We start from the raw sequence: 15,862 nt of genomic DNA, 5'->3' as shown, positions 1-15,862 counted from the left end.
GGTGCGCGAGAGCGCGCACCAGGTCGGCGCCGCTGACACGTCCAGCAGCTGCAGGCGGGCGCGGCGCATTGAGGCGGGGGAAAGTGTCCACCTGCAGGCCGGGGCGGCGCTGGCGGGCGCTGGTGGCGCCAGAGCGCCCCCAGCGCGCAGCGGCCGCATTCACAAACCCGGTAGCGCCGTCGACCAACTGGCCAGCGCCGTGGGCGCCGGTAGCGGCGGCGTGCTGCAGATGGTGATCGAGCGCTGCGCTCGATGACGGCCAGGCCGGTGGCCACGCGCCCGCCCAGGGCGACATTCACAAAGCAGATCCACGTTGCTGGCCAGCTGGCCGGTGCGCGAGAGCGCGCACCAGGTCGGCGCCACTGGCACGTCCAGCAGCTGCAGGCGGGCGCTGGTGGTGTGCCTTTTTGAAATTAATGCGACGGTTTTGGAAATAGGCGCGACAGGTTTTTCCGAGAAGTGATGTGTGGCCTTGATTGCTGGTGCAATTTCAGGTTATGCTCACCCTAACTAACTCTGAATTAAACCTAAAACGGCAATTTATTTAATGGCAAAAGCTCCCTATATTGAGGATCACCGACTGAGGCATATGCTGAAGGTGGCTGCCGTCAGCGGCGAATTCCCCATACGTAATGTGGCACTACTGACTTGTGCTTACGGCACCGGCATGATGCTGACTGAGTTGGCCCGTTTCCCGCTCAAGGCTTACTTGAACGCTGACGGCTCTGTGCGCGATGAATCAGCAGTGACGCCAGATATCGCATACAACGGTAGCGAGAGGCCACTGTACTGGGCAAATAGAAAGGTGGTCGAAGCCATCGACAAGTACCTGGCACACCGCATTGGGCATCGCCATCGCGTCACTACGAAAAAGGCCGCCTACCGTGGCCTTGACCCTGATGCGCCGCTGTTCCTCACGGATGACGGTGAACCGTACAAGCTGACCGAGCGGACGACCAGCAGCGGCGCTGTCAGCTACTCTTGCGATAGCCTGAGTCAGCTATTCCGCAAGTTGCACCAGCAAGCCGGCATCGACGGCGCAAGCGCAATGTCAGCACGCCGGACATTTGGAGTGCGATTGGCGACTGGTGATAGGCCGGTAGACCTCAAGCACATTAAAGTCCTTCTTGGGATGAAGACCTTGCGGGCAACGAAGTTGCTCATTGATGCCGATCCGGTACGGCTTGGCAAGATAGCGGCAGGGGTGTTCTGATGACGAAGAAGTCTAATCAGCAGGACTTTTTACGTGATGCCATGCAGCGCATGGGCATGACTCGGGACGAATTCGCGGCCCGCATCGCAGTCCCCCGCAAGACGCTGGATAACTGGCTTTTGCCGCCTAGCGATTCATCGCGTGGTATGTCTGATATGGCGTGGAAGTTCATCGGTGAAATTTTGGAGCGCGAGGCAAAATAAATTTTGACTACCCTCATTGAGGGTATATAATGGTGCTCATGGACGCGCAGTTGCGCAGCCACTAAAGGAGCCAAAAAAAATGACCATCGAGAATAAACGCAATCTGATTTGGGCGATCATCGCGCACTTGGAGCACGCGGCGATGAACCAGAAGAAGGCGTTTGACAAAGGCGATACCTTTTTCTCGCTGGCGTTTAAGTCCGACTCTGAATTGCGGCGTATCGCCAAGCTCGCTGGCGTCTAACTGAGGGAATTGACCATGCCACGCGCTCACGTCCGCCTGTGCAAGAACCCGATCTGCGGCGGTGATTTGGCAGACAAGACGAATGCTTATGACGAAGTAGATGGAGAAATCGTAAGCCGTCCTGTTTGGAAATGCCGGTGCTGTGGCCAGGAGACTAAGCGGATCGTGCGTAAGTCAGCGAAGGCAAAAATGATTGAGGCGAAACTGATCGCTTATTTGGCTTCGGCCCGAATGTAAAGGAACTGATCCATGAACGCAGCCGAATTTGCAGGCCAGTACCTCGCCCTAAACAGCGATGGATTTCTAATGATGGCCTTGGTCAATCCTGGCGAGTCTGCGTCTGGTATCCAGTTCACAGGCACGTTAGCCATTCCGATGCGTGATGCCTTCCTGGTGCAACTTGCGAACGGCTGGCGCCTTATCGGTGGCGTGAACGAAAGTGGGTGCAGGCTTAACCGCACCACATTGTCCGATGTTGCACCAGGAGCCGATGTGCGCGCAGCGAAGCTTGAGAAAATGGGAATCCCGGTCTTGAGCGTCGAGGCCGGGAGAGAAAACCTGAAGCAGCATGGGATTCCCATGCACCACGTGAACTACTGAAGTCGAGGAAATCGCGCCCTGGTGGCGCCCGTAACCAGCCGGCCGCTGGTGTTACACGAAAGATCAATATGAGCGAAAACCAAGTCACTATCACCGTCACTATGGACGAGGCATCCGCAATGCAGTTGGCCCAATTCGTAAAGCGCTCGACGCTGGATACCTTCGCTTCATTTGTTGAGCCTCATTTGAAGTATGAACAGCGCGAAGAGTGCGCATACCAAATGCAAGCAGGCGTAATGGCTGTTGGCCAGGCATTGGCCAATGCTGGCTTCGCACCGCGCTAACCGCGCCCTGATGCAGCCCGCATGCCGGCCGCTGGCGCGAAGAATTACCGTCTTTACGCCTGGTGTAAAGATGCAATTACAGGAGTTGAAAATGTCAGAAATCGAAATTCGCACGCTGCACGATCCAGAGGGGAAACGTCCCGACTGGCCCGACTATTGGCTGGCCTGGGCCGGTGGCGTGCAAGGTGATGGTTTCTCCGAAGAGGACGCCATTGCGGATGCGAAAGCTCGCTTGGCGGCGGGTGCCGAAGTTGACCCCGCTTATCGTTCAGTCTGATCGAGGAAAATTCAGCCCATGCAGCACGTCCATCTTATGCATAAACGGGACCAAAGTATGAACGACGAAATTAAGATCAAGACGAACCACTGGCCCGAAGCAAAAGGCGAGTTTGCCGATTACTGGCTTGCGTGGGCCAACGGTGTTCAGAGTGATGGTGAGACTGAGCAGGAAGCCATCGAAAACGCAAAACAGGCACTCGCCAACGGTTGCCTCGTTGATCCGGCATACGTGCCTTAAATTACCCGGAAAACGCCCAGCAGCACTTACGGCCGCACATGATGCGGCCACGCGCAATGAGAAGGTCGGCACAGTGCTGGCCAGCGAGGAATGTCGCGCCCTGGTGCGCACCGTACCGGCCGCAGCCGGACTGGATAGCAAATGAAAGAATTACCGCAGGAGAAACCGAAGGCCCGGCGTGGCCGTCCACCTTCGGGCGCAGCCAAGACTGCCACCGAACGCAGCCGCGACCGCGATGCAGCGCTCTTGGCTTCTGGTGGCAAGGTTATCAGCCGCCTGCGTCTGTCGCCCGCTGCGACGGCAGCGCTGGCACGGCTTGCTGCTCGATTTTCGGATGAGCGAGCTGCAATCGAAGCAGCCTTGATTGAACTAGCTAATAAATAATTGTGGAGCGCCACGATAAATAGTATATAATGATGTTCATGGGCAGCGCAATGTGCGCGGCGAATTATGATGATTGGTGCATGTTTGGCCATGACCGAAAGGCTAGTTGATTAAAGTCAAAACCAGCTCATTAACGCCCGCCACAATGCGGACACACATTCCAAGGAGTTACACCATGCAACTACTCGATTTTCTGCGCTTCCATTTGCTCGAAACCCTGATTGGCCTCGCGCTGGCCATCGGCGGCGCCTACAACGCCGTGACCCACGTTCCGCTGCCGGATGACGCGCCATTCGCTACGCCCGTACCCTACGGCACTATGTTTTGGATCGTCGCCGTGGGCGGCGTAGCGATCCTTGCGCACGCGGCGTTCAAATGGAATAAAACCCGCGTCCGCTAACTCGGACCGGAAAACGCCCAGCAGCACCCACGCCGGCCATGAGTCGGCATTTCCAGTGAAAGGGCAGGCGTGGTGCTTGCCTTCGTCACTTAGGTATCCGACATTATGACTAATGCAACAATTGAAAGCCCGTCGCGTAACGGCAACCAAACAGCTTTTGAGATTGCCTGTTTTGCCAAGGATGGCAGCCAGACGCGCAAAATCGTTGTAACCAAGAACGCTGTCGTCAAAACACTTGCTATCGGCTTGGCAATTTGGGGGGCGTGCGAAATCGGAGGCGACGAGCTGGGTAAGTGGGCCGAACGCGAAAAGGCCGATTCCCTTCGTCCGACAATGGAACAACTAGCCAACAGCGGCCAGGATGAAGCGGCGCTGTGGTTGGCTAAGAAATATCCCAAAAGCGAAATTCAGCGCGTAGCCGCTCTAGCCGAAAAAGGCTTGCCCGAAGCTATGCTTTACCAAGGGTTTAACATGATCCGTGCTGGCGACAAAAATAGCGGCAAGCATTGGATCGAAAAATCCGCAGCAGCGGGTAATGCAACCGCCGTAGAAATCCTCAAGCGCGACACCAAGCTCTAAGCATCGGAAAACGCACCAGCAGCGCCCCACGGCCCGCATCGACGGGCCAGATTCAATGAGAAGGTCGAGCGTAGTGCCTGGCCGATGATAAAAGCAGTTATCCCGCCGCAAGGAAAGCTTAAAAAGTATGAGTACGTCATTGTCATTTGAGAGTGTGAGCCGCTTTACCACTGAGGCTATCGAAAGTCTGATTACCTTACGAAACATCGTGAAACGAGCATACCCTCAATCCTCATCTGCGATGGATGAGACGATTAGGGTGATGAGAGCGGCAACAAAGTTTTCTTTGCCAGATGATGCGCTTCTCATAGATTTGAAGGATTATCGACAAGAATTTTCTGCTTTGCTTCGGTTGCCTTACCCAATTGTGACCTTAGAGTATGCAAATTTTTTACCACCGGAACCGGGTTCGCTTGTTTCATCGAAGAGAATTATTGTTGCTTGGACTCATGAGGCAAGTACCGTTTTCAAAGTAAAAAATCCCTGGGACAGAGCCATCTATTTTACGCAGCTTTACTATGACGATGAGCAAAGTGAGTGGGAGCCTTCAACTGTTGTTTGGGGCTTCAACCCCGATGAACTTGCCAAGGATGAACATGGCGAGTTCTTGGTTACAGGTTTCCATGATTTTCCGTGTCATCCAGAAATGTATGAAAATTTGACTCAAGATCAAATTAATTCTGATCTGGAGAATGGGTTCAAACCGCTGTTGGAATTTTGCTTGACGGTGAACTGTGAAAATGTAAAAAGTACAGTCGTAGAACCCCCTGCAAAATTAGCTAAAAAGCGCACCAAAAACAACCGAGAACCGCTTTATAGCTACCACGTTCTAAACTTGCCTGGCGACGTGGAACAAGGTGAAAGCGGGACGCGGCTTGGTAGCCGTGATGGCCCCCGAGTTCATTGGCGCCGGGGGCATTTGCGGCGTCTTTCTGACAGCAGGATAATTTGGGTTCGCCATGCATTGATTGGTAATCCTGAGCGTGGGTCAGTCGATAAATCTTACAAAGTCAATCAACGGCCTCTGGCCTAGGAAATTCATGGACGTTAAATTGATCGATAACCACGCCGAGATGGAAGGCGAGCCAATCCCGACAAAGCGGGGCTGGTACTACGTTTCCAAAACACGGAAGCATGGCCGCAATAAGTTGTGGGTCGGCCCATTCGGCACCGATCAGGCCGCGATCTGCGACGCTGATGCGGTTGCGGCAACACCGGCCGCAGTTACCATCAACTAGAACCGGAAAACGCGCCGTATGCAGCTGACCGAATTTGAAGGCCGTTGGGCGGAAGTCGGGCGCGTCTTGTCCGGTGAGCTGGCGTGGCTCGATCCCGGTGAATCGGGCCTGCGCACGCACACCGCAACTGTCGCTGGTAAGGCGGTGGCCACGATCCGCACACAGCTTTTCGGACGCGGCTTCACCGTGAACGTCCCCGGTTGGGTTTGGGCGAAATCTCTTGATGGTTCTGCTGCTGAAAAGCTACGGATTGGAGAAGTCGAAGTAAAAGGATTCACCACCTTGCGGGAAGCGAAGCAGGCGGTGAAATATGCGATTAAGTGCCTGCCCGATCCGGCAGGCAAATGACCCGGAAAAGACCGTGGCTACTCAAAAGAATTGGATCATCAAGTACGTGGCTGGGAACCCCGCCATGTTCGCTCACGTGACAACGGATGCTGCAGGTGCGATCAAGCGCAGCGAGGCGTTGACAGGTGCTGAGAAGGTCGCGACCAACGGCTGGCGCGTGTGGGTAGAGCATGCCGTGACCGGCGAGCGTATTTTCGAAAGCGACGTCGAGAAAACCTACAAACAAACGGCTGCGGCCGTATAACCTAGAACGGAATACACAATGAACAATACAAAGCCTGTCACCATCAATGCAGCCGACTACAAACAGGAAATTCGGGAAGTGTTCGCGCTGAATGATCCGCGTTATCAGTTGGAGATCACTGTGAATCGCGGTGTTATGGAAATCGGGATACTGAACGATCGCAAAGCAACTTGTGCGATTTATGTTCGTTTCGTGGCCTCTGAAAAAGACGACAAAGCTCCCGCTATGCGGGCCTCCCATTGGTGGTGTGCCGACGCTAACGACGCGAACGTTCACCTTGTAATGACGCACACCGGATGCCGTTTCACCGTTGATCATTTCGAGGTGGACAATATCATCAGTGCTGAGCGGGACAGGTTGCATGCACTTTTTAGCGAGTTGCGCGGTGTCCGTTACACCTTCGTCCAGAATATGTTTGGTTTTTTGGAAAAGGACGGCTCGGACAAAGAGCAGATCGTTGAACTTCCGTTCCCGATGATCGCAGCAGAGCCGAAGAGTCGGACTGAAACCGATCGACCAACCTAACTCGGAAAATCATGGATTTTAAACTCATCATATCGCTGGCATCGCTAGTTGTTAGCATCGCTTGCTACATCAGCATTCGACGCACTCGTATCACGCTTGAAAGGTCCGTGAAGGCCGCAACGCAAGTAGTCGAGTCAAATACGGCTTTGTGCGGCGATGAGCAAGGGGTGACTGCTAAGGTCAAAACTGTCGTTACTCGCCACCACTAAGGAAAATCATGGATCAACCAAGTTACACACTGGCTGATGAAGAGCTTTGTAAGCGGTATAACGTTAGAATTTACCGAGCAGAGGATCTTCCTGGACCGCAAGAGGCGGTGGATGCAGGTAAATACATCGTGACGACAGATGCCGGAGACTTCGCTGATCACCACGACCGTATTCCTTCAGCCTCCACCTTGAGTGAAGCGCAAGCCCTCGCTGTGCAGGTGCTAAAACTGCGTGAACTATTGGAAATGGATCGTGCGTGTAGCATGCAAATTCGCCAACTACGCGCTAGTAAGTAAGAAAACGGCATGAGAAAACGACCAGAGTTTTTAGGTATGAAGCAATTCAACATACAAAAGCGCCGCGAGAGGGTAATTGTCCTGCTTATCGTCGTAGGTGTGGGTCTGTTCGCGGCGAAGTTGTGGAACGATTCACAGTGTACGTCGTGGTTGACCTCAACCGAAGGGGCGAAGGTTGCATGTATCGGTACTGTAGGCGACGACGCTAAGAACGCGGCCGAGCAGGCCCGAGGTGCTTCTAAGCGATAGGGAAAACGCGCCATAGTGGCGCCCGCTGCCGGCTATGGTTTGGAAACGGTATAAATAATTTTTAAGGGCACAACCATGACAACAACGAAAACCGATATCGCGCATCTGGAACATCACGAAGTGATCTTCGCGCCTACGCGCACCGGAATGGGCGTAGGCCCGATTCTGCCCGAATTGCTCGACTCGGGCATGGTCAAGCACCAGGTCATGATCGCCAAATCGCGTGACGGAATGAGTGCCTTTGCTGGAATGCCTGTGGAGCGCCAAAGCAAGCGCCCAATGTCCGGCTTGTTAGGCTCCCTCATTCAGCGCATTTAAGCCCGGAAAAGTCCCAGCTACCCCCATTGCCCCGCCGCGAGCGGGGCTGGGGCATTGAGAAGGTCCTGCGCAGTGTATGACCATAAACGATGAAAGGCCAAACATGCAACATAAACCTGGGGTACTCCGCCAAACTGATCCAGAAGCAGAGGCCCGCATGCGTGCCGCTATGCAGGCCGAGGCACGCGAGCGTGATGCACGCATGGCTAAGCTTCCGGCAATTCGCTTGGAGGGGGAGGCGGCATTGCGCCGTTTGCTGCCAGTGGCGCAGCGTGATACGGGCCAGTCGTCCGTGATCGCCCGGTTTCTGCTGAACCTTTACAACGGTGATCGTTTCCCGTTCGACTTGACCGACCTTCGGCGCCTCGATTACGAGCTGTTCGATGACTGTTTGGCCGTTTTGAAAATGGACTTCATGCCGGCGAAAGAGGTACATCGCTACTTCGACAACGGTGACGCGATCTGGGCAGCATTGGCCAAGGATTGGGGCATCAAGGACTATGCCGGATCGACTTGGCGCTAAGGGACGGAAAACGCCCAGCAGCACACACGGCCCGCCATGAGCGGGCCTGGTTCAATGAGGACGGCGTGGTGCCGGCCAATACTAGGAACACAGATGAGCGCTACCAATATCGAAACACTGGATGAAACTGAGCAGACCGCGTTGCGGGCTGCGTCGGAAGCCTTTGTACTGATCCGCATGTTGACAGCACGCCCAATGTCGGCCGAGGCTCAGCAAATTATTCATGACATGGCAACCGCTTTCCATAATGTTCCAGAGCACTGCGCTGGTGGCGCAGCGCAACGTAAGGCAAATGCGTTTCTGATCGAAGCGGCAGTACGCGACGCGGCCAAAGCGTATAACAAACATGGCCTGGCAAGCCAGCACTTGCCGACAGCAGTTTAATCCTCGAAAAAGATTGGTGCCGACTTGGCGCCACTCACCAGCCGGAACTACAAGAAAGCTTATTAGATATGGAATTTTTTATTTCGCTTCTGAAAAACCCAACATTTGCATCGCTCGTGAACTCCCAAGTTTTCGTGGCGGTGTTGTTTGCCTTACTGGTATATCGCCTGTTGGCCCCAGTCATCGACTACCTCAATCCATTCATCATGCTTATCAATGCGATATACGCGATTAAGACTAGATTAATTCGCGGATTCAAACGCGATGCTCCCGCAAATTCGCGTCTGTTCGGTTAACGGAAAATTCACAAAACAGATCCACGTTGCTGGCCAGCTGGCCGGTGCGCGAGAGCGCGCACCAGGTCGGCGCCGCTGACACGTCCAGCAGCTGCAGGCGGGCGCGGCGCATCGAGGTGGGGAAAAGTGTCCACCTGCAGGCCGGGGCGGCGCTGGCGGGCGCTGGTGGCGCCGGAGCGCTCCCGGCGCGCAGCGGCCGCATTCACAAAATCAGGTAGTGCCGTCGACCAGCTGGCCAGCGCCGTGGGCGCCGGCAGCGGCGACGTGCTGCAGCTGGCGATCGAGCCCCGCTCGATGACAGCCAGGCCGGTGGCCACGCGCCCGCCCAGGGGGACATTCACAAAGCAGATCCACGTTGCTGGCCAGCTGGCCGGTGCGCGGGAGCGCGCACCAGGTCGGCGCCGCTGACACGTCCAGCAGCTGCAGGCGGGCGCGGCGCAAAGTGTCCACCTGCAGGCCGGGGCGGCGCTGGCGGGCGCTGGTGGCGCCAGAGCGCCCCCGGCGCGCAGCGTAAGCGTAAAGCCAGCTCCGTCTTGAACCGGGTGTTGATTTGCTAGATGATGGCATCACACCGCTGGGAAGCGGCGTGTTGTTTAGGCTGAGGGGAGCTGTGCGGCACAGTTCCAGGGCAGGAAGTCGCCAACCCGGTTGACCGGATGCTCTGCGATATTTGCCAGTACATGGCGCAGCCAAGCCTCGGGGTCAACACCGTTGAGCTTGGCGGTGCCGATCAGAGAGTAGATCGCGGCCGCCCGTTCGCCACCGCTGTCGGCGCCGGCGAACAGGTAGTTGCGCCGGCCGATGGCGATACCGCGCAACGCCCGTTCGGCGGCCGAGTTATCGATCTCGATGGCGCCGTTGTCGCAGTAGCGCGTCAGCGCCGGCCACAGGTTCAGCGCATACAGGATGGCCGCCGCCGTGTCCGACTTGCGGGACAGCTTTTCCAGAGACGTGCGCAGCCAGCGCTCCAGGTCATCGAGCGAGGGGCATGCTTCTGTCTGCCGCACTGACTTGCGCTGGTCCGGTGGTTTGCCACGGATTTCTGCTTCAATCCGATACAGCTCGGCGATGCGCCGCAGCGCTTCGGTTGTCAGCGGCGATGGCCGTGCTGCATGCAGGTCGTGGAACTTGCGCCGAGCATGCGCCCAGCAGGCTGCCTCGTGGATATCGCCATTTTCGTACAAAGCGTTGAAGCCGGCGTAGGCATCGGCTTGCAGCACGCCCTTGAACTGGGCCAGGTGGCTTTGCGGGTGGATGCCCTTGCGATCCGGCGAGTAGGCGAACCACACCGCCGGCGGCGTGTTGTCGCCAGCTGGCCGATCATCACGCACATAGGTCCACAGGCGCCCGGTTTTGGTTTTGCCGTTGCCAGGCGCGAGCACTGGTACCGGCGTGTCATCGGCATGCAATTTAGTGCCAGCCAGTACGTGTTTACGGATGGCATCGACCAGCGGGCGCAGCAGCGCGCTGGCAGCGCCGACCCAGCTGGCCAGCAGGGCCCGGTCCAGCTCGACACCTTCGCGGGCGTAGATCACCGACTGCCGATACAACGGCAGGTGATCCGCGAACTTGGCAACCAGCACATGCGCCAGCAGGCCGGGACCGGCGATACCGCGCGCAATCGGCCGGCTTGGGGCAGGCGCCTGCACGATGGCGTCGCAGCAGCCGCAGGCCAGTTTCGGGCGCACGTGACGTATCACGCGGAAGCTGGCCGGCACGAACTCGAGTTGCTCGGCCACGTCCTCGCCCAGTTGATGCAGCTTGCCGCCGCAGGACGGGCAGGCTTCATCGGGAGGCAGGTAGCGCTGTTCATCACGCGGCAGATGCTCAGGCAAAGGCTTGCGTGCCGCCCGTTTGCGCGGCGCCTGGTCTGCTGCCGGCATCTCCCGTTCGGCCTCGGCGTCGTCGACCTGCAAGTCTTCAAGCTGCAACTCCAGTTGTTCGATCTGGTGGTCGAGTTTTTCGGACTTGCGGCCGAATTGCATACGTCGCAGCTTGGCAATTTGCAGTTTCAGATGCTCGATCTCGGCGGCGCGGGTATTCAACTGCGCTTTCAAGCCCGCCACTTCGACCTCACGCGCCCACAGCAATGCCTTCAGGGCATCGATGTCGTTGGGCAGGTCGGCAGGGTTGAACATGGACCGAGTTTACGCGAGGTACGCGACGTTTACAAGGCCGACGTGGGGCGCCAGGTGCGCTCTGGCCGACGCCAGTCTATGCCTTCGAGCAGCATCGACAGCTGTGCCTGCGTCAGTGCGACACTGCCATCGGCGGCCTGCGGCCAGACGAAGCGGCCGCGCTCAAGCCGCTTGGACAGCAAGCACAGACCATCACCACTCCACCATAGCACCTTGAGCATGTCGCCGCGCCGCCCCCGAAACACGAACACGTGGCCGCTGAACGGGTCTTCGGCCAGCGCCGCCTGCACCTTGACGGCCAGCCCGTTCATGCCTGCACGCATATCGGTGACGCCAGCTGCCAACCATATCCTGGTACCTGCTGGCAAGCCGATCATGGCAGCAGTCGCGCCAGCAACAGTGTCAGCGTCGCCGCATCGACCTGGCCCTCCAGACGCAGCTGGGCGTGGCCCACGCTGAGCACGATAACGCCGGGTACGGTGCTGGCGACCGGTGCACTTGCGGGCAAGGTGTCGAGCACCGTGACGGCCACCAGCTGGCTTGGCGCATTGCCGCCGGCAAGCGCCCCGTCACCGAAACGCTTGCGCCAACTGAACAACTGATTGGTATTGATCTTGAGCTCACGGGCGATCAGCGAAACGGAGGCGCCATCGACCTGCATACGTGCCACAGCGGCACGCTTGAATTCATCGCTGTGACGGCGATACGGCCCGCGTTTCGCCCTGGTTGTAACTGGTTGAATTATTGTGTCCATAAATAAATTTGTGGACACAATCCATTTGTGCCCCAAATTCAATCATGGCATCGTGCGGTGCCCAAGGCTAGACGGCGGTGGGCCGACGCTTACCGCGCAGCGGCCGCATTCACAAAATCAGGTAGTGCCGTCGACCAGCTGGCCAGCGCCGTGGGCGCCGGCAGCTGCGGCGTGTTGCAGCTGGCGATCAAGCGCTGCGCTCGATGATGGCCAGGCCGGTGGCCACGCGCCCGCCCAGGGCGACATTCACAAAACAGATCCATGATGCTGGCCAGCTGGCCGGTGCGCGAGAGCGCGCACCAGGTCGGCGCCGCTGACACGTCCATCAGCTGCAGGCGGGCGCGGCGCATCGAGGCGTGGGGAAGTGTCCACCTGCAGGGCGGGGCGGCACGGGGGGCGCTGGTGGCGCCAGAGCGCCCCCGGCGCGCAGCGCCCACATTCACAAAATCAGGCAGTGCCGTCGACCAGCTGGCCAGCGCCGTGCTGCAGCTGGCGATCGAGCGCTGCGCTCGATGACGGCCAGGCCGGTGGCCAAAGCTGTATACAGCGTCATACCTCAATTTCATCCGAATCATGTTGAGCCGGTAAAATTCACTGACGGCAGACAGTGGTTTGTATGTGTTCGATCCCTGATGCGCCGTACTGTAGGGGTGGAAATTTAACGAATAAACCAGTCAGGATGCGATGAAGACAGCCAGAATTTATTTACGAGTGAGTACAGAGGAGCAAAGTTTGGTACGTCAAAGCTCCATCATAGAAAGCACGATCAATGCAGGGTTCTATATTGCTGGGGTTTATAGAGAAAAGGCATCCGGCGCACGGGCGGACCGCCCGGAATTGTTGAGGATGATTGATGATCTTCAAAAAGATGACGTGGTAATTGCAGAGAAAATTGACAGAATTAGCAGGCTACCGCTGGCTGAGGCGGAGAATTTAATCAATTCAATTCGTTCCAAGGGCGCGAGATTGGCGATACCAGGTATCGTTGATTTTTCAGATTTGGCGAATGAAGCGGAGGGGGTGGCGCGGATTGTACTAGATGCTCTACAAGCATTGCTTATGCGTTTAGCCTTGCAGAGCGCGAGGGACGATTATGAGGATAGACGTACCCGGCAGAGGCAAGGGATTGATTTGGCTGTAGGGGCTGGGAAATATGCAGGGCGACGCCCAAATATCCTGATGCATAAGCGGATCATCGCATTTCGGACAGGCGGGGAAAGTGTTGTTAATACTGCAAATTTGGTAGGGTGTAGTACGTCTCAAGTGAAGAAAATTTGGGCAAAATACAAGCTGGACGGAGCCCCCAAAGAGCCCCAGGAAGGCTGATGCTTCCCGGGGCTGACAAATCAATCAACCTTGAACTGGTTAAGACTTGCGCCACCTTCGATCAAGGTTTTAATCCAGGTGGGAGTGCGGCCGCGGCCTGTCCACGTATTCGCAGCATTGGAAGGATCGCGGTAGCGGATTGCCACTTTACTTTTTTCTTTGAGTGGTTTGACGCTGCCACTGAAAATGTCTTTTACTGCAATGCCTGCATTTGCTGCAATTTCAAGAATCTGCTTGCGTGCGGCGTCCAGTTCTTCGGCTTCTTTGTGTTTGATTTGTTTCGAAACATTTGCGAGAAGGTCGCGCAGTTCAGTAGTGTTCAGGTTCGAGATATCCATCAAAATATTTCCTTTGGTTTGTAAACGTGAGAGAAATTATATATTATTTTCATTTCTGTATGAAGGATTTATATTAAAATTTGGTTTAGGCGTGAGGTTGATTTTTTTTGAACTGAAAGACTTTGGCGCGCTAAAGTTATCAGTCCATGGTGGGTTATGAGTTTATCAAAAATAGAACGACAACTGCTGAAGCTTTTGATTGATGACGGTCCGTTATATGGAACGGCGCAAGTGGGCTATCACCTATGGGCTGATCGTGACATGGAGCCACAGGGCGCCGCTGTTGCCGCAGGGGGGGTGCTGCGTCGGTTGATCGAACGCGACTGCATTTGCCAGGAGAGAGCGGGGGGCGTGTCGAAATACGTGATAACTGACCACGGCATCATCGCACTTGATCAGGCATTAATGAGTGATATTGATCCGCGACAACTAGGATTTTTTGAGGAATGATTATGAGAAAAGCTTTGATATATTTTATGAATTATTTGAGATTTTGTTGGTTTCAGTTTTTTAGTTGTAGTTTCTCTATTGCATTTTCAGTCTACGGGTTGTTGAAATATCAAAAATACGAAAATATGAAATTTTCATCACCTCTGCAAATTGAAGCAATACTATATTTTTTGTTATTGTTTGGAGTGGCTACTTTGCTTGGGTCGATTTTTCACTACCGTAAAAACAGACCTGTTTTTGATGATGTTGAATTCAATGGCTGATTTTTTTGGTGGCTGCGTTGAGCCTGGCGGCCTAAATTTCGACAGGGGTAGCAATGCTGTGCAATGTCCCGCGTGTACGAAATTAGCCAAGCAAGTATATTGGCAAGCTTCCGAGGCGGGTTCTCTAAATATGTATGGCTATCTCCGATGCGATTACTGTGATTTTTTTGAGGGTGATGACCCTCATAATTTGTACTAGCCAGCAAAAGCTCCCCAGGCTGCACCAGACGCGCCCATGGCGCATCGTTGCAGCAAGATTGACAATCGCCCGCTTTTTGCGGGCGGGCCTAGCCGGTCCTCGCCGGCGCTTGCGCGCACGGCGAGGGCGGCTACTTTTCATACGTCCCCGATTACTTCATCCTCCGCAGGTATAAATCCCAAAATCCGCTCAGGCTGCAACCGTCACGCCCAGGGCGTGCCGTTGCAGCAGGAATGCCCCGCCCGCCTGACTGGCGGGCGATCTGTGGCCAGTCCTTCCCGGCGCTTTCGCGCCAGGCGAAGGCGGCCGCATCAAACCCCGACATCAGCCTAGAGCTACGCCAACCTAGCGCCGCCATGCTCATGACTGTGGGAAACGGGCTCTCCCGCCATTGCTGCGCTGTGCAAGTTCTGGTAGGCTTACACCATTGTTTCATTAACCCGTATGACTTCGCTTTGCGTTGTCCTACGGGGCGATGCACGAAGTCTTTTTTGTTTTTAAGGAAGATCGACATGCAAGCATTTGAAACAGTGGCAAACCCAGGTGTCATTTTTGGCGCTCATCATGCGGTTGCCCACTTTCACGAGCAAACGAATCAATTCTTTGAAATTACGGGAATTGCTTCGGATTTGCGCGGGATTGTGGCAAACGATTATGACGATTTGGTACTTCAAGGTAAGGCTCTCCATCCTAGTGATATTGCCCGCTTTGATTGCCCGGATCTTGATGACTCTCGGATGATGTGGGGCAAAGCAGAGTATTTCCGTTGGTATTTTGCCGATGGTAAGAAACGTGAAGCACCTCTTGATGCCGACGAGTTGATTGCTTTGATTCGTTATCGTGATCGCTGTAGTCATGAAGACGCAGAGCACGAGGTTTTTTTGAACTCTCGTGCAAAGTCTGGTGATAAGCAGATGTGGAAGCTGGTGATCGATCTGGGTTATCTGGATTGGGCACGAGAATTTGCCAATGAAGAAGAAGGTGTTTTTTAACGCTGCGACTCTTCAAAAAGTAGTAAAAGGCGGACAAGAGATTTTCTCTTGCCGCTTTTTTTTTTTTTGGTGCGCCCAGCATGGGCGCATTCCTGCGGGTGCAAGTCCCGCCGCGAGCTGACCACAGTGAGCGAAGTGAAGCGCAACTGCGGAAGGGTAACTGACCGTGGGAACGTGCCGCATGCGGCACGGCACGGAGCATAAATCATGAGCCGATGGACAAGAACCACATAGAAGGCGCTGCCAATCAGGGCGAGCGGGCCAAAAACCGCGAAGCTCTTGTGGTCAAGGAGAGGTGGCGTAAATGTGGCGGTTGTGTGATGAAGGAGTGCGGCCCTTACCTGGGGA

At 55.6% G+C, this 15,862-nt stretch carries 29 protein-coding genes; 23 read left to right on the top strand and 6 right to left on the bottom strand.

What is annotated here, in order from left to right; all coding sequences use genetic code 11:
- The 20 genes from ACQ4W7_RS26855 to ACQ4W7_RS26760 all read left to right on the top strand — a co-directional run.
- Window positions 1-256 (top strand): hypothetical protein (locus ACQ4W7_RS26855; RefSeq protein ID WP_436534648.1); only part of this gene is annotated, 256 nt, incomplete at its 5' end.
- 291 nt (window positions 257-547) lie between these two features.
- Window positions 548-1,213, top strand: coding sequence for a site-specific integrase (locus tag ACQ4W7_RS26850; protein WP_436534647.1), 666 nt, complete (start codon window positions 548-550; stop codon window positions 1,211-1,213).
- A complete protein-coding gene (locus ACQ4W7_RS26845) occupies window positions 1,213-1,416 on the top strand; it encodes a transcriptional regulator (RefSeq protein WP_436534645.1) in 204 nt (67 codons plus the stop codon). The genes ACQ4W7_RS26850 and ACQ4W7_RS26845 overlap by 1 nt, the downstream gene beginning before the upstream one ends.
- 79 nt (window positions 1,417-1,495) lie before the next feature.
- Window positions 1,496-1,660, top strand: a complete 165-nt coding sequence (locus tag ACQ4W7_RS26840) for a hypothetical protein (protein WP_436534643.1) — start codon at window positions 1,496-1,498, stop codon at window positions 1,658-1,660.
- Between the two features lie 249 nt (window positions 1,661-1,909).
- Window positions 1,910-2,260: a hypothetical protein gene (locus ACQ4W7_RS26835; RefSeq protein ID WP_436534641.1), complete on the top strand. Its 351-nt coding sequence runs from the start codon at window positions 1,910-1,912 to the stop codon at window positions 2,258-2,260.
- A gap of 68 nt (window positions 2,261-2,328) precedes the next feature.
- On the top strand, window positions 2,329-2,544 hold the full coding sequence (locus ACQ4W7_RS26830) for a DUF7706 family protein (RefSeq protein WP_436534639.1): 216 nt from the start codon (window positions 2,329-2,331) through the stop codon (window positions 2,542-2,544).
- Window positions 2,545-2,635: 91 nt separating this feature from the next.
- On the top strand, window positions 2,636-2,821 hold the full coding sequence (locus tag ACQ4W7_RS26825) for a hypothetical protein (RefSeq protein WP_436534637.1): 186 nt from the start codon (window positions 2,636-2,638) through the stop codon (window positions 2,819-2,821).
- Between the two features lie 57 nt (window positions 2,822-2,878).
- Complete coding sequence (locus ACQ4W7_RS26820) at window positions 2,879-3,061, top strand: hypothetical protein (protein ID WP_436534636.1); 183 nt, start codon at window positions 2,879-2,881, stop codon at window positions 3,059-3,061.
- 141 nt (window positions 3,062-3,202) lie between these two features.
- Window positions 3,203-3,445 (top strand): hypothetical protein, encoded by a 243-nt coding sequence (locus ACQ4W7_RS26815; RefSeq protein ID WP_436534634.1) that lies wholly within the window; start codon window positions 3,203-3,205, stop codon window positions 3,443-3,445.
- 175 nt (window positions 3,446-3,620) lie between these two features.
- Complete coding sequence (locus ACQ4W7_RS26810; protein ID WP_436534632.1) at window positions 3,621-3,845, top strand: hypothetical protein; 225 nt, start codon at window positions 3,621-3,623, stop codon at window positions 3,843-3,845.
- A 105-nt stretch (window positions 3,846-3,950) separates the two neighbouring features.
- Window positions 3,951-4,424 (top strand): hypothetical protein, encoded by a 474-nt coding sequence (locus tag ACQ4W7_RS26805; protein ID WP_436534630.1) that lies wholly within the window; start codon window positions 3,951-3,953, stop codon window positions 4,422-4,424.
- Between the two features lie 127 nt (window positions 4,425-4,551).
- Entirely contained in the window at window positions 4,552-5,457 is a 906-nt protein-coding gene (locus ACQ4W7_RS26800; RefSeq protein ID WP_436534628.1) for an AcrVA2 family anti-CRISPR protein, read from the top strand.
- Between the two features lie 7 nt (window positions 5,458-5,464).
- Window positions 5,465-5,662 carry a hypothetical protein gene (locus ACQ4W7_RS26795; RefSeq protein WP_436534626.1) on the top strand — a complete coding sequence of 66 codons (198 nt, stop codon included), beginning with the start codon at window positions 5,465-5,467 and terminating at the stop codon, window positions 5,660-5,662.
- Window positions 5,663-5,680: 18 nt separating this feature from the next.
- Window positions 5,681-6,010, top strand: a complete 330-nt coding sequence (locus ACQ4W7_RS26790; protein ID WP_436534624.1) for a hypothetical protein — start codon at window positions 5,681-5,683, stop codon at window positions 6,008-6,010.
- A gap of 13 nt (window positions 6,011-6,023) precedes the next feature.
- The gene (locus ACQ4W7_RS26785; protein WP_436534622.1) at window positions 6,024-6,254 is read left to right on the top strand and encodes a hypothetical protein; all 231 of its coding nucleotides are present in this window, start codon (window positions 6,024-6,026) and stop codon (window positions 6,252-6,254) included.
- A gap of 18 nt (window positions 6,255-6,272) precedes the next feature.
- Window positions 6,273-6,779 carry a hypothetical protein gene (locus ACQ4W7_RS26780; protein ID WP_436534620.1) on the top strand — a complete coding sequence of 169 codons (507 nt, stop codon included), beginning with the start codon at window positions 6,273-6,275 and terminating at the stop codon, window positions 6,777-6,779.
- 217 nt (window positions 6,780-6,996) lie between these two features.
- Window positions 6,997-7,284: a hypothetical protein gene (locus ACQ4W7_RS26775; protein ID WP_436534618.1), complete on the top strand. Its 288-nt coding sequence runs from the start codon at window positions 6,997-6,999 to the stop codon at window positions 7,282-7,284.
- A 324-nt stretch (window positions 7,285-7,608) separates the two neighbouring features.
- Entirely contained in the window at window positions 7,609-7,851 is a 243-nt protein-coding gene (locus ACQ4W7_RS26770; protein WP_343029607.1) for a hypothetical protein, read from the top strand.
- 103 nt (window positions 7,852-7,954) lie between these two features.
- Window positions 7,955-8,374, top strand: coding sequence for a DUF7673 family protein (locus tag ACQ4W7_RS26765; protein ID WP_436534616.1), 420 nt, complete (start codon window positions 7,955-7,957; stop codon window positions 8,372-8,374).
- Window positions 8,375-8,467: 93 nt separating this feature from the next.
- Entirely contained in the window at window positions 8,468-8,758 is a 291-nt protein-coding gene (locus ACQ4W7_RS26760) for a hypothetical protein (RefSeq protein WP_436534614.1), read from the top strand.
- 304 nt (window positions 8,759-9,062) lie between these two features.
- On the opposite strand, the gene ACQ4W7_RS26755 is transcribed toward ACQ4W7_RS26760, so the two are convergent.
- The 5 genes from ACQ4W7_RS26755 to ACQ4W7_RS26735 all read right to left on the bottom strand — a co-directional run bounded on the left by ACQ4W7_RS26755 (window position 9,063) and on the right by ACQ4W7_RS26735 (window position 12,512).
- Complete coding sequence (locus ACQ4W7_RS26755) at window positions 9,063-9,395, bottom strand: hypothetical protein (RefSeq protein ID WP_436534612.1); 333 nt, start codon at window positions 9,393-9,395, stop codon at window positions 9,063-9,065.
- Window positions 9,396-9,647: 252 nt separating this feature from the next.
- On the bottom strand, window positions 9,648-11,192 hold the full coding sequence (tnpC, locus tag ACQ4W7_RS26750; protein ID WP_436534610.1) for an IS66 family transposase: 1,545 nt from the start codon (window positions 11,190-11,192) through the stop codon (window positions 9,648-9,650).
- 29 nt (window positions 11,193-11,221) lie between these two features.
- A complete protein-coding gene (gene tnpB / locus ACQ4W7_RS26745) occupies window positions 11,222-11,569 on the bottom strand; it encodes an IS66 family insertion sequence element accessory protein TnpB (RefSeq protein WP_426075125.1) in 348 nt (115 codons plus the stop codon).
- Window positions 11,566-11,946 carry a transposase gene (locus ACQ4W7_RS26740; protein ID WP_436534608.1) on the bottom strand — a complete coding sequence of 127 codons (381 nt, stop codon included), beginning with the start codon at window positions 11,944-11,946 and terminating at the stop codon, window positions 11,566-11,568. Before ACQ4W7_RS26740 ends, tnpB begins: the two co-directional genes overlap by 4 nt.
- Window positions 11,947-12,035: 89 nt before the next feature.
- The gene (locus ACQ4W7_RS26735) at window positions 12,036-12,512 is read right to left on the bottom strand and encodes a hypothetical protein (RefSeq protein ID WP_436534606.1); all 477 of its coding nucleotides are present in this window, start codon (window positions 12,510-12,512) and stop codon (window positions 12,036-12,038) included.
- Between the two features lie 118 nt (window positions 12,513-12,630).
- Here ACQ4W7_RS26735 and ACQ4W7_RS26730 point away from each other — a divergent pair, with 118 nt between their 5' ends.
- The gene (locus ACQ4W7_RS26730) at window positions 12,631-13,272 is read left to right on the top strand and encodes a recombinase family protein (RefSeq protein WP_436534604.1); all 642 of its coding nucleotides are present in this window, start codon (window positions 12,631-12,633) and stop codon (window positions 13,270-13,272) included.
- 20 nt (window positions 13,273-13,292) lie between these two features.
- On the opposite strand, the gene ACQ4W7_RS26725 is transcribed toward ACQ4W7_RS26730, so the two are convergent.
- A complete protein-coding gene (locus ACQ4W7_RS26725; protein WP_436534602.1) occupies window positions 13,293-13,610 on the bottom strand; it encodes an H-NS histone family protein in 318 nt (105 codons plus the stop codon).
- Between the two features lie 156 nt (window positions 13,611-13,766).
- Between ACQ4W7_RS26725 and ACQ4W7_RS26720 the strand changes: the two genes are divergently transcribed.
- Window positions 13,767-14,060 (top strand): hypothetical protein, encoded by a 294-nt coding sequence (locus ACQ4W7_RS26720; protein ID WP_436534600.1) that lies wholly within the window; start codon window positions 13,767-13,769, stop codon window positions 14,058-14,060.
- Window positions 14,061-15,034: 974 nt separating this feature from the next.
- Window positions 15,035-15,514 carry a hypothetical protein gene (locus ACQ4W7_RS26715; RefSeq protein WP_436534598.1) on the top strand — a complete coding sequence of 160 codons (480 nt, stop codon included), beginning with the start codon at window positions 15,035-15,037 and terminating at the stop codon, window positions 15,512-15,514.
- The last annotated feature ends 348 nt before the right edge of the window (window positions 15,515-15,862 follow it).

Source organism: Janthinobacterium algoris (genome assembly GCF_051380935.1).
Classification (GTDB): Bacteria; Pseudomonadota; Gammaproteobacteria; order Burkholderiales; family Burkholderiaceae_D; genus Janthinobacterium.
Note: the sequence above shows the minus strand (reverse complement) of the source record. Positions and strands in the feature narration are given on the sequence as shown.

Bases quoted from the DNA above. Each gene is read 5' to 3' on its own strand.
- ACQ4W7_RS26835 (WP_436534641.1), top strand. From the start codon at position 1,910: ATGAACGCAGCCGAATTTGCAGGCCAGTACCTCGCCCTAAACAGCGAT.
- ACQ4W7_RS26815 (WP_436534634.1), top strand. From the start codon at position 3,203: ATGAAAGAATTACCGCAGGAGAAACCGAAGGCCCGGCGTGGCCGTCCA.
- ACQ4W7_RS26825 (WP_436534637.1), top strand. From the start codon at position 2,636: ATGTCAGAAATCGAAATTCGCACGCTGCACGATCCAGAGGGGAAACGT.
- ACQ4W7_RS26770 (WP_343029607.1), top strand. From the start codon at position 7,609: ATGACAACAACGAAAACCGATATCGCGCATCTGGAACATCACGAAGTG.
- ACQ4W7_RS26735 (WP_436534606.1), bottom strand. From the start codon at position 12,512: ATGAAATTGAGGTATGACGCTGTATACAGCTTTGGCCACCGGCCTGGC.
- ACQ4W7_RS26830 (WP_436534639.1), top strand. From the start codon at position 2,329: ATGAGCGAAAACCAAGTCACTATCACCGTCACTATGGACGAGGCATCC.
- ACQ4W7_RS26800 (WP_436534628.1), top strand. From the start codon at position 4,552: ATGAGTACGTCATTGTCATTTGAGAGTGTGAGCCGCTTTACCACTGAG.
- ACQ4W7_RS26810 (WP_436534632.1), top strand. From the start codon at position 3,621: ATGCAACTACTCGATTTTCTGCGCTTCCATTTGCTCGAAACCCTGATT.
- ACQ4W7_RS26740 (WP_436534608.1), bottom strand. From the start codon at position 11,946: ATGGACACAATAATTCAACCAGTTACAACCAGGGCGAAACGCGGGCCG.
- ACQ4W7_RS26790 (WP_436534624.1), top strand. From the start codon at position 5,681: ATGCAGCTGACCGAATTTGAAGGCCGTTGGGCGGAAGTCGGGCGCGTC.
- ACQ4W7_RS26780 (WP_436534620.1), top strand. From the start codon at position 6,273: ATGAACAATACAAAGCCTGTCACCATCAATGCAGCCGACTACAAACAG.
- ACQ4W7_RS26765 (WP_436534616.1), top strand. From the start codon at position 7,955: ATGCAACATAAACCTGGGGTACTCCGCCAAACTGATCCAGAAGCAGAG.
- ACQ4W7_RS26715 (WP_436534598.1), top strand. From the start codon at position 15,035: ATGCAAGCATTTGAAACAGTGGCAAACCCAGGTGTCATTTTTGGCGCT.
- tnpC (WP_436534610.1), bottom strand. From the start codon at position 11,192: ATGTTCAACCCTGCCGACCTGCCCAACGACATCGATGCCCTGAAGGCA.
- ACQ4W7_RS26775 (WP_436534618.1), top strand. From the start codon at position 6,997: ATGGATCAACCAAGTTACACACTGGCTGATGAAGAGCTTTGTAAGCGG.
- ACQ4W7_RS26760 (WP_436534614.1), top strand. From the start codon at position 8,468: ATGAGCGCTACCAATATCGAAACACTGGATGAAACTGAGCAGACCGCG.
- ACQ4W7_RS26720 (WP_436534600.1), top strand. From the start codon at position 13,767: ATGAGTTTATCAAAAATAGAACGACAACTGCTGAAGCTTTTGATTGAT.
- ACQ4W7_RS26725 (WP_436534602.1), bottom strand. From the start codon at position 13,610: ATGGATATCTCGAACCTGAACACTACTGAACTGCGCGACCTTCTCGCA.
- ACQ4W7_RS26840 (WP_436534643.1), top strand. From the start codon at position 1,496: ATGACCATCGAGAATAAACGCAATCTGATTTGGGCGATCATCGCGCAC.
- ACQ4W7_RS26820 (WP_436534636.1), top strand. From the start codon at position 2,879: ATGAACGACGAAATTAAGATCAAGACGAACCACTGGCCCGAAGCAAAA.
- ACQ4W7_RS26795 (WP_436534626.1), top strand. From the start codon at position 5,465: ATGGACGTTAAATTGATCGATAACCACGCCGAGATGGAAGGCGAGCCA.
- tnpB (WP_426075125.1), bottom strand. From the start codon at position 11,569: ATGATCGGCTTGCCAGCAGGTACCAGGATATGGTTGGCAGCTGGCGTC.
- ACQ4W7_RS26850 (WP_436534647.1), top strand. From the start codon at position 548: ATGGCAAAAGCTCCCTATATTGAGGATCACCGACTGAGGCATATGCTG.
- ACQ4W7_RS26845 (WP_436534645.1), top strand. From the start codon at position 1,213: ATGACGAAGAAGTCTAATCAGCAGGACTTTTTACGTGATGCCATGCAG.
- ACQ4W7_RS26730 (WP_436534604.1), top strand. From the start codon at position 12,631: ATGAAGACAGCCAGAATTTATTTACGAGTGAGTACAGAGGAGCAAAGT.
- ACQ4W7_RS26805 (WP_436534630.1), top strand. From the start codon at position 3,951: ATGACTAATGCAACAATTGAAAGCCCGTCGCGTAACGGCAACCAAACA.